This window comes from Duganella sp. P38 (genome assembly GCF_050859475.1).
Taxonomy (GTDB): domain Bacteria; phylum Pseudomonadota; class Gammaproteobacteria; order Burkholderiales; family Burkholderiaceae_D; genus Rugamonas.
This window is the reverse complement of record NZ_CP193936.1, coordinates 4,045,091-4,061,015: the sequence shown is the minus strand read 5'-3', so window position 1 is coordinate 4,061,015 and position 15,925 is coordinate 4,045,091. Positions and strand designations below refer to the sequence as shown.

10 protein-coding genes and 2 pseudogenes are annotated in these 15,925 nt (G+C 64.2%); 10 read left to right on the top strand and 2 right to left on the bottom strand.

Annotation, left to right across the window (positions count from 1 at the left end):
- Positions 1-2 precede the first annotated feature (2 nt).
- From ACRQ5J_RS18820 to ACRQ5J_RS18800, 5 genes and pseudogenes are all read left to right on the top strand, one after another.
- Positions 3-1,778 (top strand): IlvD/Edd family dehydratase, encoded by a 1,776-nt coding sequence (locus ACRQ5J_RS18820; RefSeq protein WP_432378834.1) that lies wholly within the window; start codon positions 3-5, stop codon positions 1,776-1,778.
- Positions 1,779-1,974: 196 nt separating this feature from the next.
- Positions 1,975-2,898, top strand: a pseudogene (gene xylF / locus ACRQ5J_RS18815) (D-xylose ABC transporter substrate-binding protein); the annotation flags it as partial.
- A 9-nt stretch (positions 2,899-2,907) separates the two neighbouring features.
- Positions 2,908-4,431 (top strand): D-xylose ABC transporter ATP-binding protein, encoded by a 1,524-nt coding sequence (gene xylG / locus ACRQ5J_RS18810; protein ID WP_432378832.1) that lies wholly within the window; start codon positions 2,908-2,910, stop codon positions 4,429-4,431.
- A 14-nt stretch (positions 4,432-4,445) separates the two neighbouring features.
- Positions 4,446-5,588 (top strand): sugar ABC transporter permease, encoded by a 1,143-nt coding sequence (locus ACRQ5J_RS18805; RefSeq protein WP_432378830.1) that lies wholly within the window; start codon positions 4,446-4,448, stop codon positions 5,586-5,588.
- Between the two features lie 33 nt (positions 5,589-5,621).
- The gene (locus tag ACRQ5J_RS18800; protein WP_432378828.1) at positions 5,622-8,000 is read left to right on the top strand and encodes a glycoside hydrolase family 3 N-terminal domain-containing protein; all 2,379 of its coding nucleotides are present in this window, start codon (positions 5,622-5,624) and stop codon (positions 7,998-8,000) included.
- Between the two features lie 43 nt (positions 8,001-8,043).
- Here the strand turns inward: ACRQ5J_RS18800 and ACRQ5J_RS18795 are convergent, their stop codons facing one another.
- Positions 8,044-8,424 (bottom strand): Fur family transcriptional regulator, encoded by a 381-nt coding sequence (locus ACRQ5J_RS18795; RefSeq protein WP_432378827.1) that lies wholly within the window; start codon positions 8,422-8,424, stop codon positions 8,044-8,046.
- A 144-nt stretch (positions 8,425-8,568) separates the two neighbouring features.
- Between ACRQ5J_RS18795 and ACRQ5J_RS18790 the strand changes: the two genes are divergently transcribed.
- The 3 genes and pseudogenes from ACRQ5J_RS18790 (at position 8,569) to ACRQ5J_RS18780 (ending at position 11,616) form a co-directional block, all read left to right on the top strand.
- Complete coding sequence (locus tag ACRQ5J_RS18790; protein WP_432378825.1) at positions 8,569-10,656, top strand: TonB-dependent receptor domain-containing protein; 2,088 nt, start codon at positions 8,569-8,571, stop codon at positions 10,654-10,656.
- 38 nt (positions 10,657-10,694) lie between these two features.
- Positions 10,695-11,168 (top strand): annotated as a pseudogene (locus tag ACRQ5J_RS18785) (VOC family protein); the annotation flags it as partial.
- A 79-nt stretch (positions 11,169-11,247) separates the two neighbouring features.
- Positions 11,248-11,616, top strand: coding sequence for a response regulator (locus ACRQ5J_RS18780; protein WP_432378823.1), 369 nt, complete (start codon positions 11,248-11,250; stop codon positions 11,614-11,616).
- A gap of 7 nt (positions 11,617-11,623) precedes the next feature.
- On the opposite strand, the gene ACRQ5J_RS18775 is transcribed toward ACRQ5J_RS18780, so the two are convergent.
- On the bottom strand, positions 11,624-13,276 hold the full coding sequence (locus ACRQ5J_RS18775) for an alkaline phosphatase family protein (protein ID WP_432383686.1): 1,653 nt from the start codon (positions 13,274-13,276) through the stop codon (positions 11,624-11,626).
- A 312-nt stretch (positions 13,277-13,588) separates the two neighbouring features.
- On the opposite strand from ACRQ5J_RS18775, the gene ACRQ5J_RS18770 reads away from it, so the two are divergent.
- Positions 13,589-14,221 carry an EF-hand domain-containing protein gene (locus ACRQ5J_RS18770; RefSeq protein ID WP_432378821.1) on the top strand — a complete coding sequence of 211 codons (633 nt, stop codon included), beginning with the start codon at positions 13,589-13,591 and terminating at the stop codon, positions 14,219-14,221.
- Positions 14,222-14,367: 146 nt separating this feature from the next.
- Positions 14,368-15,918 (top strand): efflux transporter outer membrane subunit, encoded by a 1,551-nt coding sequence (locus tag ACRQ5J_RS18765; protein ID WP_432378820.1) that lies wholly within the window; start codon positions 14,368-14,370, stop codon positions 15,916-15,918.
- Positions 15,919-15,925: the final 7 nt, after the last annotated feature.

Genomic DNA, 15,925 nt, shown 5'->3' with positions numbered 1-15,925 from the left:
CTATGAGCACCCAACCACGCCGCTACCGCTCGCAGGACTGGTTCGATAATCCGGACCACATCGATATGACCGCGCTGTATCTTGAGCGCTTCATGAACTACGGGATCACGCCGGAAGAACTGCGTTCCGGCCGTCCCATCATCGGCATTGCGCAATCGGGCAGCGATCTTAGCCCGTGCAACCGCATCCACCTGGAACTGGCCAAGCGCGTGCGCGACGGCATCCGCGACGCCGGCGGCATTGCGATGGAATTCCCGCTGCACCCGATCTTCGAAAACTGCCGCCGCCCGACCGCCGCCATCGACCGCAACCTGGCGTATATGGGCCTGGTCGAGATCCTGCATGGCTACCCGATCGACGCCGTGGTGCTGACCACCGGCTGCGACAAAACCACGCCGTCGCAGCTGATGGCCGCCGCCACCATCGACATTCCCGCCATCGTGCTGTCCGGCGGCCCGATGCTGGACGGCTGGCTCGATGGTGAGCTGGTTGGCTCCGGCGCCGCCATCTGGAAGGGCCGCAAGCAGCTGGCCGCCGGCAAAATCGATAACGAGAAGTTCCTCGAAATCGCCGCCGCTTCGGCGCCGTCGGCGGGCCACTGCAACACCATGGGCACCGCGTCGACCATGAATGCGATTGCCGAAGCGCTGGGCATGTCGCTGACCGGCTGCTCGGCCATACCGGCGCCGTACCGCGAGCGTGGCCAGATGGCCTACGAAACCGGCAAGCGCATCGTCGAAATGGCGAAGCAGGACCTGCGTCCGTCGCAGATCCTGAGCCGTGATGCGTTCCTGGATGCGATCGTGGTCAATGCCGCCATCGGCGGTTCGACCAACGCGCAGCAGCACATCGTCGCCATGGCGCGCCACGCCGGCGTTGAGCTGAAGTCGAGCGACTGGATGGAGTATGGCCACAAGGTGCCGCTGCTGCTGAATATGCAGCCGTCCGGTAAATTCCTCGGCGAGCGCTTCCACCGCGCCGGCGGCGTGCCGGCCGTGATGTGGGAACTGGAACAGCAGGGCAAGCTGCGCTCCGAGCGCCTTACTGTTACCGGTAACACCATGAAGCAGAACCTCGTCGGCCGCGAGACCAATGACCGCGAGGTAATCTATCCGTTCGACGCGCCGTTGAAGGAAGATGCCGGCTTCTTTGTCCTGAAGGGCAATCTGTTCGATTTCGCCATCATGAAGACCAGCGTGATTTCGCCGGAATTCCGCCAGCGTTATCTGAGCACGCCGGGACAGGAAAACGTCTTCGAATCGCGCGCCATCGTGTTCGATGGTTCGGGCGATTACCACGACCGCATCAACGATCCGGCGCTGAACATCGACGAGAACTGCATTCTGGTGATCCGCGGCGCGGGCCCGATCGGCTGGCCAGGTTCGGCGGAAGTCGTCAACATGCAACCGCCAGATGCCTTGATCAAGCGCGGCGTCAACTGGCTGCCGACGCTGGGCGATGGCCGCCAGTCCGGCACGTCGGACAGCCCGTCGATTCTGAATGCGTCGCCGGAGAGCGCGGTGGGCGGCGGCCTGGCTTATATCCGCACCGGCGACACGGTGCGCGTGGACCTGAACGAAGGCAGCTGCAATATGCTGATCAGCGATGAAGAGCTGGCCAAGCGCAAGGCAGAAGGCATTCCGCCGGTGCCGGCCAGCCAGACCCCATGGCAGCAGCTGTATCGCTCGACCGTGGGACAGATGGAAACCGGGGCCTGCATGGAGCTGGCGCTGGAGTATCGGAATGTGGGGCAGACGCCGGCGCGTCATAACCACTAACCCCCTCGTCATTCCCGCGCAGGCGGGAATCCATACTGCGGATGTGAATCCCAGCCGGCATGGATTCCCGCCTTCGCGGGAATGACGGTGACGACTAAAATAAGGAGACGATAGAGATGAAGAAGATTGTACTGAGCGCCGTCATCGGCGCGATGATGGCCTTGGCGCCGGCAGCGCCCTGGCGGACGCCAAGAACCCGAAGATCGGCTTCTCGATCGACGACCTGCGCCTGGAACGCTGGGCGCGCGACCGCGACTACTTCACCGCAGAAGCGGAGAAGCTCGGCGCGAAAGTCTACGTCCAGTCGGCCGACGCCAGCGAACAGCGCCAGATCGCGCAGATCGAAAACCTGATCTCGCGCGGCGTGGACGTGCTGGTCATCGTTCCCTACAACGCCACGGTGCTGAACAACGCCGTGCGCGAGGCGAAGAAAGCCAAGATCAAGGTCGTGTCCTACGACCGCCTGATCCTCAACGCCGACATCGACGCCTACATCTCCTTCGACAACGCCAAGGTCGGCGAGCTGCAAGCCAGCACGCTGGTGGCGCTCAAGCCAAAGGGTAACTACTACCTGCTGGGCGGCGCGCCCACCGACAACAACGCCAAGATCCTGCGCGAAGGCCAGCTGAAGGTGCTGCAACCGCTGATCGACAAGGGCGACATCAAAGTCGTCGGCAAGCAGTGGGTGAAGGACTGGAGCGCCTCCGAAGCGCTGGCCATCGTGGAAAACGCGCTGACCGCCAACGGCAACAAGATCGACGCAGTCGTGGCCTCGAACGACGCCACCGCCGGCGGTGCGATCCAGGCGCTGGCCGCGCAAAAGCTGGCAGGCAAGGTCCCGGTCTCCGGCCAGGATGCCGATCTGGCGGCCGTCAAGCGCGTTATCGCCGGCACCCAGGCCATGACGGTCTACAAACCGCTGAAGGTGATCGCCACCGAAGCGGCGCGGCTGTCGGTGAAACTGGTGCGCAACGAAGCGCCGGCCTACAACTCGACCTACAACAACGGCATGAAGAACGTGAACACCTTGCTGCTGGCGCCAATCGCGCTGACCAAGGCCAACGTCGATGTGCTGGCAACGGACGGTTTCTATACCAAGGCCCAGCTGACCGCCAAATAAGGAGTCAGCATGGCTGAATATCTTCTGGAGATGCGCAACATCGTCAAGGAATTTGGCGGTGTGCGCGCGTTGAACGGTATCGACATCAAGCTCAAGGCCGGCGAGTGCGCTGGCCTGTGCGGCGAGAACGGCGCCGGCAAATCCACCCTGATGAAAGTGCTGTCCGCCGTGTACCCGCACGGCACCTGGGACGGCGAAATCCTGTGGGACGGCCAGCCGCTGCGCGCGCAGTCGATCCGCGAAACCGAGGCGGCCGGCATCGTCATCATCCACCAGGAACTGATGCTGGTGCCGGAGTTGTCGGTGGCCGAGAATATCTTCCTCGGTAACGAGATCACGCTGCCGGGCGGCCGCATGGACTACGCGGCGATGAACCGCCGCGCCGAGCAGCTGCTCAAGGAATTGAACATCAACGATGTGAACGTGGTGCTGCCGGTGAAGCAGTACGGCGGCGGCCACCAGCAGCTGATCGAAATCGCCAAGGCGCTGAACAAGAACGCGCGCCTGCTGATTCTCGACGAGCCGTCGTCATCGCTGACGGCGGCCGAAATCAAGGTGCTGCTGGATATTATCCATTCGCTCAAAGCCAAGGGCGTCACCTGCGTCTACATCTCGCACAAGCTCGATGAGGTGGCGGCGATTTGCGACACCATCGTCACCATCCGCGACGGCCAGCATATCGCCACCACGCCGATGAGCGAGATGAATATCGACCGCATCATTGCGCAGATGGTGGGCCGCGAAATGACGCAGCTGTATCCGCAGCGCGAACACACGCCCGGCGAGGTAATTTTCGAAGCCCGCAATGTCACCTGCTACGACGCCGATAATCCGGAACGCAAGCGCGTCGACAATATCTCTTTCCAGCTGCGGCAGGGGGAAATCCTCGGCATCGCCGGCCTGGTTGGGGCGGGCCGCACGGAGCTGGTGTCGGCCATCTTCGGCGCCTATCCCGGCCCGAGCGAGGCCGAAGTATGGTTGAACGGGCAAAAGCTCGATACCAGCACGCCGGTCAAGGCGATCCGCAACGGCCTGGCGATGGTGCCGGAAGACCGCAAGCACCACGGCATCGTGCCCGATCTCGGCGTCGGCCATAACATGACGCTGGCAGTGCTGAAGGACTTCTCGCGCGCCACCCGCGTCGACCAGGATGCCGAACTGGCCACCATCCGCAAGGAGATCCAGAGCGTCAAGCTGAAGACCTCCAGTCCCTTCCTGCCGATTACCGGCCTGTCGGGCGGCAACCAGCAAAAGGCCGTGCTGTCCAAGATGCTGCTGACCAAACCGAAGATCCTGATCCTGGACGAGCCGACGCGCGGCGTCGATGTCGGCGCCAAGTTCGAGATCTATCAGCTGATGTTCGACCTGGCCAGGCAGGGCGTGTCGATCATCATGGTGTCGTCGGAACTGGCCGAGGTGCTGGGCACCTCGGACCGCGTGCTGGTGATCGGCGAGGGCAAGCTGCGCGGCGATTTCGTCAACGACAATCTTAGCCAGGAAACCGTGCTGGCGGCGGCGCTCGATGCGCATTGAATTCAGGATGATCCATGAAGAGTAACAATATCAAACAGCTGTTCACGCAGTACAAAATGCTCGCGCTGCTGATCGCGGTGGCGCTGATCTGGGCCTTCTTCAGCTACCACACCGAAGGCGGCTTCCTCACGCCGCGCAACCTGTCGAACCTGATGCGCCAGATGGCCATTACCGGCATTGTCGCCTGCGGCATGTCGCTGGTGATCATCGCCGGCGAGATCGACCTGTCGGTCGGCTCCCTGCTTGGGCTGCTGGGCGGGATCGCGGCGGTGCTGGATGTGACGCACCACCTGCCGCTGCCGGTCACGCTGATCGCCGTGCTGGTGGTCGGCCTGCTGATTGGCCTGTTCAACGGCTACCTGACTGCCTACCTGGGCATCCCGTCGTTCATTGTCGGCCTTGGCGGCATGCTGGCGTATCGCGGCATTGTGCTGGGCGTCACCGGCGGCACCACCATTGCGCCGGTGTCGGACGATATGGTCTACATCGGCCAGGCTTACCTGTCGCCGACGCTGGGCATTGCGCTCGGCTTCGTGCTGTTCGCGGTCGGGATTTACCTGGTGCTGCAACGCCGCCGCGGCCGCGCCGCCCACGCGCTGGAAGTGGCGCCGATGTGGCGCGACGCCGCCAAGCTGGCCTTGCTGGGCGTGGTGCTGGCCGCCTTCGTCATCACCTTCAATTCGTACGAGGGGATTCCGCTGCCGGTGCTGCTGCTGCTGGCGCTGCTGGCGGTGTTCAGCTACGTGACCACGCAGACGGTGTTCGGCCGCCGCGTGTACTCGGTCGGCTCGAACATGGAGGCGACCCGCCTGTCCGGCATCAACGTTAAGTCGATCAAGCTGTGGATCTTCGGCATCATGGGCCTGATGTGCGCACTGGCCGGCATCGTCAACACCGCGCGCCTGGCGGCGGGTTCGCCATCGGCCGGCACCTCGGGCGAGCTGGATGCGATCGCGGCCTGCTTCATCGGCGGCACCTCGATGCGTGGCGGCTCCGGCACCGTGCACGGCGCGCTGGTCGGCGCGCTGGTGATGGCGTCGCTGGACAACGGCATGTCGATGCTGGACGTGGATACGTACTGGCAGATGATCGTCAAAGGAGCAATTCTGACCTTGGCGGTATGGGTGGACGTCAGCACCCGCGCAGGCAAACGATAAATCAAAATATAAAAAACTACCGGAGACAAATGCATGACCAATCACCGCAGGCAGTTCCTCACCTCCATGACCGGCCTGGCCGGCATCACCGTGTTACCGGCGCTGGCCGCGCCGGCCAAGCTGCCGTACAAGGACGCTTCGCTGCCGGCCGATAAGCGCGTCGATGACCTGATCGGCCGCATGACGCTGGAAGAGAAGATCATGCAACTGCGCAGCGTCTGGCTGGGCAAGGTCAAGATCCAGGATGAGCAAGGCGAGTTTGTCGCCGCCAAGGCGCAGCAGGAGTACCCGCACGGGCTTGGCATGGTGACGCGGCCGTCGGACCGCCGCCTTGGCCAGGGTGCCGGCGCCGCCGGCGACGATGGACAGGTGCGCAACCGCACGGCGCTGGAAACGGCCAACTACGTCAACGCCGCGCAGAAGTGGTCGATGGAGCAGACCCGCCTGGGCATTCCGATGTTCATGCACGAGGAAGCGCTGCACGGCTTTGCGGCGAGAGACGCGACCTGCTTCCCGCAGGCGATCGGCATCGCGTCCTCCTTCGACACCGAGCTGACGACCAAAATCTTCAGCGTGGCGGCGCGCGAGATGCGCGCGCGCGGCTCCCAGCTGGCGCTGGCGCCGGTGGTGGACGTGGCGCGCGATCCGCGCTGGGGCCGCATCGAGGAAACCTTCGGCGAAGATCCCTATGTCTGCGGCGAGATTGGCAAGGCGGCGGTGCTGGGCTTCGCCGGCACCGACCCCCGGCTGGCCAAGGACAAGGTGTTCGTCACGCTGAAGCACATGACGGGCCACGGCCAGCCGGAGAGCGGCACCAACATCGGCCCGGCGGAAGTGACCGAACGCACGCTGCGCGAAGAGTTCTTCCCGCCGTTCGAGCGCGCCATCAAGGAGTCCAATGTCGGCGCGGTCATGCCGTCGTATAACGAGATCGGCGGCATTCCGTCGCACGCCAGCCACTGGCTGCTGCACAAGATCCTGCGCGAGGAGTGGGGCTTCAAGGGCATCACCGTGTCCGATTACATGGGCGTGACCGAGCTGATTTCGCGCCACAAGCTGGTGGACTCCGACAAGGAAGCCGCCTACCGCGCCTTCAAGGCCGGCGTCGATATCGAAACGCCGGACGGCAAGGCCTTCCGCGAACTGGGCCAGCTGGTGAAAGAAGGCCGCATCAGCGAAGCCGAGATCGATGTGGTGGTGCGCCGCGTGCTGAAGATGAAATTCGAAGCCGGCATGTTCGAGAATCCGTATGTGGACGCGAAGGCCGCCGATGGCCTGACCGCCAACAAGGAAGCCATCGCGCTGGCCCGCCTGGCCGCCACCCGCACGCCGGTGCTGCTGAAGAACGACAAGGGCCTGCTGCCGCTGGACGGCAAAAAGGTCGGCAAGCTGCTGTTGATCGGCACCCACGCAAAGGACACGCCGATCGGCGGCTACTCGGACATTCCGCGCCACGTGGTGTCGATCCACGAAGGCTTGCAGGCGGAGGCCAGGGCGCAGGGCTTTACGCTGGCGTATTCGGAAGGCGTGCGGATTACCGAAAGCCGCATCTGGGGCAAGGACGAAATCAAGTTTACCGATCCGGCGGTGAACGCCAGGCTGATTGCCGACGCGGTGGAAGCGGCCAAGTCGGCCGACACCATCGTCATGGTCCTGGGCGACAACGAGCAGACCAGCCGCGAGGCGTGGGCCGACAACCACCTGGGCGACCGCGAAACGCTGGACCTGATGGGCCAGCAGAACGACCTGGCGCGCGCCATTTTCGCGCTGGGCAAACCGACCGTGGTGTTCCTGCTGAACGGCCGTCCGCTGTCGATCAACTTGCTGGCGGAGAAGGCCGACGCCATCATCGAAGGCTGGTACATGGGCCAGGAAACCGGCAACGCGGCGGCCGACCTGCTGTTCGGCCGCGCCAACCCGGGCGGCAAGCTGCCGGTGTCGATTGCGCGCAGCGTCGGCCAACTGCCGGTGTTCTACAACCACAAGCCGTCGGCGCGACGTGGTTATATCGACGGTTCGACCAAGCCGCTGTACCCGTTCGGCTTTGGCTTGAGCTACACCACGTTCGAGATTTCCCAGCCGCGCCTGGCGAAAGCCAAGATCGCGGTCGGCGAATCGACCAGGGTGGACGTGGATGTAAGCAACACCGGCAAGCGGCTGGGCGACGAAGTGGTGCAGATTTATATCCGCGACGACATCAGCTCGGTCACCCGCCCGGTGCTGGAACTGAAGGCGTTCAAGCGCGTGACGCTGAAGCCGGGCGAGAAGCGCACGCTCAGCTTCGACATCAAGCCGTCCGACCTGTGGTTCTTCAACACCGAGATGCAGCGGGTGGTGGAGCCGGGCAGCTTCACCATCCACGCCGGACCGGACAGCGTCAACCTCAAATCCGTCAAGCTGATGGTGGGCTAGGGCCTGTCACGCTCCAGCAAAATCCGGCCTCGCGCCGGATTTTTTATTTGGGCTGGCAATCGGCGCAGCGGCCGTACAGCGTCAGCTCGTGGCGCTCGACGCTGAAGCCTTTCGGCGCCAGGTTCTCCATGTTGGACGGGCAGGCGTGCACGTCGAACACGCGTTGGCATGCGGTGCACTGGAAGTGGTGGTGATGGTGTTCGGCCACGCTGGTCGACTCATAACGCGCGTTCTCGCCGGGCAGTGTAACCAGTTTCAGCGCGCCGTCTTCCAGCAGCGATTTCAGGTTGCGGTACACCGTGGCCATGCCGAGCTGGCTGACTTCGCGGCTGGCTTCCGCCAGAATCTCCTGGGGAGTCAGCGGCCGGCGCGCTTGTTCGATGGCGTTGAGAATGGCGGATTTCTGACGTGTATTTCGTTGCATAGACGAAGAATACCTGAAAGGCCGGTGACGGACCAGCCAAGGCTTGAATCGATAGTGAGAATGCACTATCATTAGTGCCATTCAATAAATGATAATAGATTCCCATTATCAACGCAGGCCAATTTACCACCTAGAGGAAATCCCATGACCGACTTCACCCTGAAGCGCTCGCCGCTGACGATCGCATTACTCCTGGCATTCGGCGCACCAGCCACTGTGCATGCCCAAACCACCAGCCGCACTGCGGCCGATCCGGACAGTGTGCCGAGCGTAGTGGTGTCGGCCAGCGCGCTCGGTGTGGTGGGGGACGACATGATTACGCCGGTGACGTCGATCGGCGGCGGTGAACTGGTGCGCCTGCGCGAATCGACGCTGGGCGAGACGCTGGGCAGCCTGCCCGGCATCACCTCCAGCCACTTCGGCGCGGGTGCGAGCCGGCCGGTGATTCGCGGCATGGATGGCCCGCGCGTCAAGATCCTGTCCGATGGCGCGGAAATCCAGGATGCCTCCACCATCAGCCCGGACCACGCGGTGGCGTTCGAGCCGGTGCTGGCCGAGCGCATCGAGGTGCTGCGCGGTCCGTCGGCGCTGGCGTATGGCGGCGGCGCGGTCGGCGGCGTGGTGAATATCCTGGACCGCAAGATCCCGTCCGCGATGCCGGCCAACGGCCTGGAAGGCGGCGCCGAATTGCGCGCCAACTCGGCGGCCAAAGAACGCACCGGCGCGTTCGAGTTCACCACGGGCGCCGGCAATATCGCGCTGCACCTGGAAGGCGTGAAGCGCAATTCGGACGATTACCGCGTCGGCAAGGACTGGAGCGAGGGTCGCAAGGTGCAGGGCAGCTACAAGGATAGCGACACCGGCACGGTGGGCCTGTCGTGGATCGGCCAGAATGGCTATATCGGCGCGGCGTTCACCCGCGAGCGCACCGAATACGGCATTCCAGGCCACAGCCACGCCGCCCACGACTGCCATCCGCACGGCGACCATCTGCATTGCGGCGGCCACGAGGAAGAGGAGGAAGAGGGCCACGACCACGATCATGACCACGATCACGAGCATGAGGAAGTCCCGGTCGTGAAACTGACCAGCGACCGCTGGGACGTGCGCGGCGAATACCGCAATCCGGTCGCCGGCATCGAGCGTGTGCGCGTGCGCGCCTCGTTCACCGACTACGTTCACGATGAGCTGGAAGACGGCGTCGTCGCCACCTCGTTCCGCAACAAGGGCCACGATGGCCGCCTGGAGTTCGTGCAACGCGCCGCTGGCCGGCTGGCGTGGCGTGTTCGGCCTGCAAACCACCCGCCGCGATTTCAGCGCGACCGGCGAGGAAGCCTATGTGCCGCCGACGCTGACCAAAAGCACGCCGCCTTCCTGACCGAGGAATACAGGCTGCAGGACTGGCGTTTCGAAGCGGGCCTGCGCCATGAGTGGCAGGACATCACGGTCGATGCGCCGGGCCTGCGCGACACCGATGCGCGCGGCACGTCGGTGTCGGTTGGCGCGGTCTGGAAGCTGGCGCCGGCGTATTCGCTGCGCGCGTCGCTGGCCCGCAGCCATCGTTTGCCGACCGCCGAGGAGCTGTATGCCGATGGCGCCCACCTGGCAACCAACACCTATGAAGTCGGCAACCAGAATCTCGACAAGGAAACCTCCAACAATGTCGACCTGACCCTGCGCAAGTTCGCTGGCGACACCACCTTCTCGCTGAGCGCCTACCATAACCGCGTCGACAACTACATCTACGCCCACACGCTGGACAACCATGAAGGCTTCCAGCTGGTGGAGTATGCGCAGCGCGACGCCACCTTTACCGGCCTGGAAGGAGAGGTGAAGCACAAGCTGTCGTCGGCGCTGAGCGCGACGGTGTTCGGCGACTACGTGCGTGCGCGTTTCGATGAGGGCGACGGCAGCCGCAATCTGCCGCGCATCCCGGCCCGGCGCCTGGGCGCGAAGCTGGACGGCGAGTGGAACCAGTGGCACGGCATGGTCGAGTTCTACCGTGTCGGCAAGCAGGACAAGGTGGCCGATTACGAGACTGCGACCGCAGGCTACAACATGCTGAACCTGGGCACGCACTATTCGACGCGCATCGGCGGCATGCCGGCCCAGTTCTACGCGCGCCTGAACAATGTGACCGACAAGCTGGCCTACAACCACACCTCGTTCATCAAGAACGCCGCCCCGCTGACCGGCCGTAACCTGACCGCAGGCGTGCGTGTGATGTTCTGATTCCGCAGTAGAATCGCCGGACTGGAAACAGAGGAGGGATCATGAAAAAGAATACCATCTGCCTGTGGTATGACAAGCATGCGGAAGAAGCGGCAAACTTCTACGCGCGGACGTTTCCTGATAGCGCGGTCACAGCGGTGCACCGCGCACCCGCCGATTACCCGTCCGGCAAGGCCGGCGACGTGCTCACCGTCGAATTCACGGTGTGCGGCTTGCCGTGCCTGGGCCTCAACGGCGGACCCGACTTCCGCCACAGCGAAGCCTTCTCGTTCCAGATCGCCACCGACGACCAGGCCGAAACCGACCGCTACTGGAACGCCATCGTCGGCAACGGCGGCGCCGAAAGCGAGTGCGGCTGGTGCAAGGATAAATGGGGCCTGTCGTGGCAGATCACGCCACGCGTGCTGACCGAGGCCATGGCGCAGGGCGGCGACGTGGCCAGGCGCGCCTTCGAGGCGATGATGACGATGCGAAAAATCGACGTCGCTCAAATTGAGAGCGCCGTGCGCGGCCAGGTGCGCTGTCGAACATACGTTGCGTTAGCTCGGCAGTACGATGGCCTCACAATTTCAAATCAAGGTGAGGCTGATCATGGCAAGCGCAAAACAGGTACTGGTAGTGGATGACAACGTGGACGTGGTGGAGTCGCTGTCGGCGATGCTGCAATGCCACGGCTACGAAACCGCGGCTGCCCACAATGGCTACGAAGCCTGCGACTGGGTCAAGGATGCGATGCCGAAGGCCATCATCATGGACCTGGGCATGCCGTGGATGGACGGCTTTGGCGCCGTGCGCGCGATTCGCCGCATGCCGGGCGCGCAGTCGGTGCCGATCATCGCGCTGACCGGCTCGGCCGACCGTGATTCGGCCAAGAAGGCCGTCGCGGCCGGCTTCACCCAGCATTTCTCCAAGCCGCTCAACTTCGATCACCTGAACCGATACCTGAGCAGCCTGTCGTAAGCGGCGCTCAGCGCAGCGTTTCCACCAGCACGCGGCCTTCCGAGCCGGCTGGTGGGCGCAGGCGCAGCAGGTGCGCCAGCGTCGGCGCGATGTCGACCACTTCGGCGTACTGGCCGTAGGCGCCCGGCTTGATCCAGCGCTTGCCCATCACCATCAGCGGCACATTGGTGTCGTAGGCGTACGGCGAACCGTGCGAGGTGCCGCTGGCGCCGCTGCCGAAGTACCAGTATGGCTTGGTGATGACCATCAGGTCGCCCGACGATTCGCGGTTCCACGCGCGGCGCATCAGCGTGTTGATGTGCGTGCCCTGCACCGCGCCGCTTTCGAACTGGGTGCGGGTAAAGGTGTCGACAATGCCTTCCTGCGCCAGCAGGTACTGGGCCGCGGCGTTTTCCACGTCGGCGTGTTTCAGCTGGTTCTGCTCGGCCAGCGCGTAATCGAGATGGATGTTGGGCAGCGACCAGGCCTGCACCAGCTTGGCGACGCCGAATTTTTCCTGCAGGTGCTTGTCCAGCGCCGCCATCAGCTTGTCGCCGTCGAGGCGCTGCGCGTCGAAGTGCTGGGTGCGCGCGAATTCCGGCGTGTTCGGGAAGCCGTGGTCGGCGGTCAGCACCACCAGCACGTTGTCCATGCCGACGCGCTTGTCCAGATAGGTGAAGAACTCGGCCAGCATGCGGTCCAGGCGTTGCAGGTGGTCGTGCGACAGCTTGCTCTCCGGGCCGAAGGCGTGGTTGACGTAGTCGTGCGCCGACAGGCTGACGCCCAGCAGGTCCGGCACGCCGGCCGGATTGCGGCCGAGGTTTTCGCCTTCGACCGCGGCGCGCGCGAAGTCCAGCGTCAGCTGATCGAGGTAAGGGCCGACGCGCAGGCTGGCGTAGTAGCCGGCGTCGATCTCGCCGCTCTCGCTGTAGTAGCTGTACGGCAGGCGGTTATGGCCGCCGGCTTTCGGCGCGTTCAATTCTTCCGGCGCGTCGCCGTCGTAGGCGGCCGCCGGCAGCAGCGCCGACCAGGTCTTGCCGTAGTAGCGGTCCTGCGGCTTGCTGGCCAGGTACTTGGTGGCCCATTCCGGGTGCTGCTTCATGTAATAGGTGCTGCTGGCGAAGTTGCCTGTTTTGTCCATATACATATAGGCGGTGCCGGTTTTTCCGGCCAGCAAAATCGCGCCGCGATCCTTGCCGGACACCGCGATGACCTTGCTCTTGCTGCCGGTGGCGTAGCGCAGTTCATCGCCCAGCGTGTTCACTTTCAGCCTGGCCGGCGAGGTGCCGTCGTTCGGCTTGGTTTCCTCGCCGATGTAGGTGTAGTTGCGGTCTTCGGTGCAGTACACCGATTTCCTGGTGACCGGGTCGATCCAGTTATTGCCGATGATGCCGTGCACATATGGATAGGCGCCGGTCAGCACCGCGCTGTGGCCGATGGCGGTGACAGTCACGCCATGCGCCTGGTGGGCGTTGCTGAAGGACGCGCCCTGATCCAGCATGCGGCGCAGGCCGCCCTGGCCGAACTGGTCGCGGTAGCGCTGCACCTGTTCGTTCGGCAGGCCGTCCACCACCAGCACCACGACCAGCTTGGGCAGGGCGGGGGCCGGGGTGGCGGTGGCGGCGTGGCCGCTGGAAAGCGCGAGGCTGGCTGCGGCGAGTACGATGGCGCGCAAGGACATGTTTATGGTCATAAAGGTCGTCGTCAGGTTGTTGGGGATGCATTGCCGCGCAGCGTACCACGGGCGTGCGGCATGCTACCCGAATCATGTGACGAGAAGATGACTGGGGCAATGTTGTTGTTTCCACACACAAAACAGGCTGAAACTATCAAAACTTTCATTTCGTTAGTCTTTTCCATGAAACAAGTGTTGTATGGAAACTTTTTTTAGCGGAAAGCGTGCTTTTTTACAGTAGATGCCGGCATGTAATGGAAACTCTTGCCAAAACGCTGATAGAATGGCGTGGTGAGGAATCTCTTGCAGGAGTCGAAAATGATTACGGTAAATAATATTGGTGGCGCCACGCTTTCCGCAGCCATGGTGGCGGACAAGGCGCTTACCCCTGTCAAAACGGGCACGGAAAACAGCACCAACGCGGACCTGAGCGCATCGGTCGCCGCGTATTTTTCGCTGCCCGGTTTCAATGCCACCAGCCCCCTGCAGGCTGATACGAGCAACACCAGCAACACCGGCGACCAGGCCAACGCGCTGGTCAAGGCGGTGTCGGAAGACGATACGCTGAAAGGCGCGCTGCAGGAATTCGACGAAGGCCTGAAGAAACTGGTGCAGCGTCCGGAAACGCAGATCTTCCAGGCCCGCTTCAGCGGCGCCGAAGGCACGACTTCGGACAGCGCGCAGGAAGTGCTGTTGCAGCCAGTGCCGCTGCCGGGCGTGGGCGAAGACGGCGTCCTGGGCGTGCCGCCGCCGGCGGCCGAGATGGCGGCCGACGTCAACCACGACGGCAAGATCAGCGAAGAGGAACGCGTACGCTACGAAGCGCCGCTGACCTACCGCAGCATGCCGGGCGAGAAAATCGCCGATGCGCAGACCAACGGCCCGAATATCTTCTCGGTCAACGAGGTCAATCGCGGCTACGGCGCGGCCGCGCCAGTGGTGCCGGCCTGATATTTACTCCCCGATCCCGAAACGGGCTTTGCCAGCGATGGCAAAGCCCGTTTTTTATCGCCGCACGGCAATAAAGTCACACCTGATCAGGAAAAAATGCGAATATGTTATGCAATCTATATTCATAACAGGCGCAGGAGACTGCAGTGACAAAACGGATCTTCATGCAATTCAATTCGCTGGCCCTGCGTGCCGGCGCGGCGGTGCTGCTTGCCGCCGGCCTGGGCGGTTGCGCGCTCGGCCCGGACTTCAAGACACCGGAGCCGCCGGCCGCCGCCGGCGACAGCTACACCCCGACGCCGCTGCCGCGGCAGACCGCCTCGGCGCCGGTCGCTGGCGGCGCCGCGCAGCAGTTCGCCTTCGGCCAGGAGATTCCGGCGCAGTGGTGGACGCTGTTCCGTTCGCCGGCGCTGGACCAGCTGATCCGCAACGCGCTGGCCCAGAACCCGAATATGGCGGCGGCCGAAGCGGTGCTGCGCCAGGCCCAGGAGAGCTACAACGCGCAAGCGGGCAACCTGGTCTACCCGGCGGTGAGCGCGCAACTGGGCGCGGGCCGGCAGAAGACCAGTGTCACCACCGCCGGCGCGGCGGCCGGCGTGTACAACGTCTACAACGCCTCGGTCAACGTCGCCTACACGCCGGACGTGTTTGGCGGCACCCGGCGCACGCTGGAGGGCGCGCAGGCGGCCATCGATTACCAGCGCTATCAGGTCGAGGCGACTTACCTGACGCTGAGCGCCAACGTGGTCACCACAGCGATCCAGGAGGCCTCGCTGCGCGCGCAGTTGCAGGCCACGCGCGAAGTGCTCGATGCGCTGACCCGGCAGCAGAACGTGATCGAGAAGCAGTTCGAGTACGGCGCCATTCCGCGCACCACGGTGCTCAGCCAGCGCAACCAGGTGGCGCAGATCAACGCCACCATCGCGCCGCTGGAAAAAGCGCTGGCGGCGGCGCAGCACCAGCTGTCGGTCCTGGCCGGCAAGCTGCCGGGCGAGGGCGGCATGCCGCAGTTCACACTGGAGTCGCTGACGTTGCCGGAGCAGTTGCCGGTGTCGCTGCCGTCGGCGCTGGTGCGCCAGCGGCCCGACATCCGCGCCAGCGAGGAAGCGCTGCACCAGGCCAGCGCCAATATCGGCGTGGCCACGGCGGCCCAGTATCCGCAGTTCACGCTGAGCGGCAGCTATGGCTCGTCGGCGTCGAGCTTCGGCAAACTGTTCGACGCCGAAACCACCGCCTGGAGCCTAGCGGCCGGCATCGCGCAGCCGATCTTCAACGGCGGCGCGCTGAGCGCCCAGCGGCGCGCGGCGGAAGCGGCCTACGACGCGGCGGCTGCGCAATACCGTGCCACCGTGCTGACGGCGTTCCAGAACGTCGCCGACACGCTGCGCGCGCTCGATGCCGACGCCGCCGCGCTGAAGTCGCAGGCGGAAGCCGAGACGCTGGCCAAGGAAACGCTGGACCTGGCGCAGGAGCAGTACAAGCTCGGCGGCATCAGCTACCTGGTGCTGCTCGACGCGCAGCGCAGCTATCAGCAGACGCATATCAACCTGGTGCAGGCGCAGGCGGCGCGCTATGCCGACACGGCGGCGCTGTTCCAGGCGCTCGGCGGCGGCTGGTGGAACCGCGCCAACGGCGTTCCGGCCGCCACGCCGGTATCCGCCGCCGCACCTTACGGCGCCAGCGGCACTAACAAATAACTTAAAA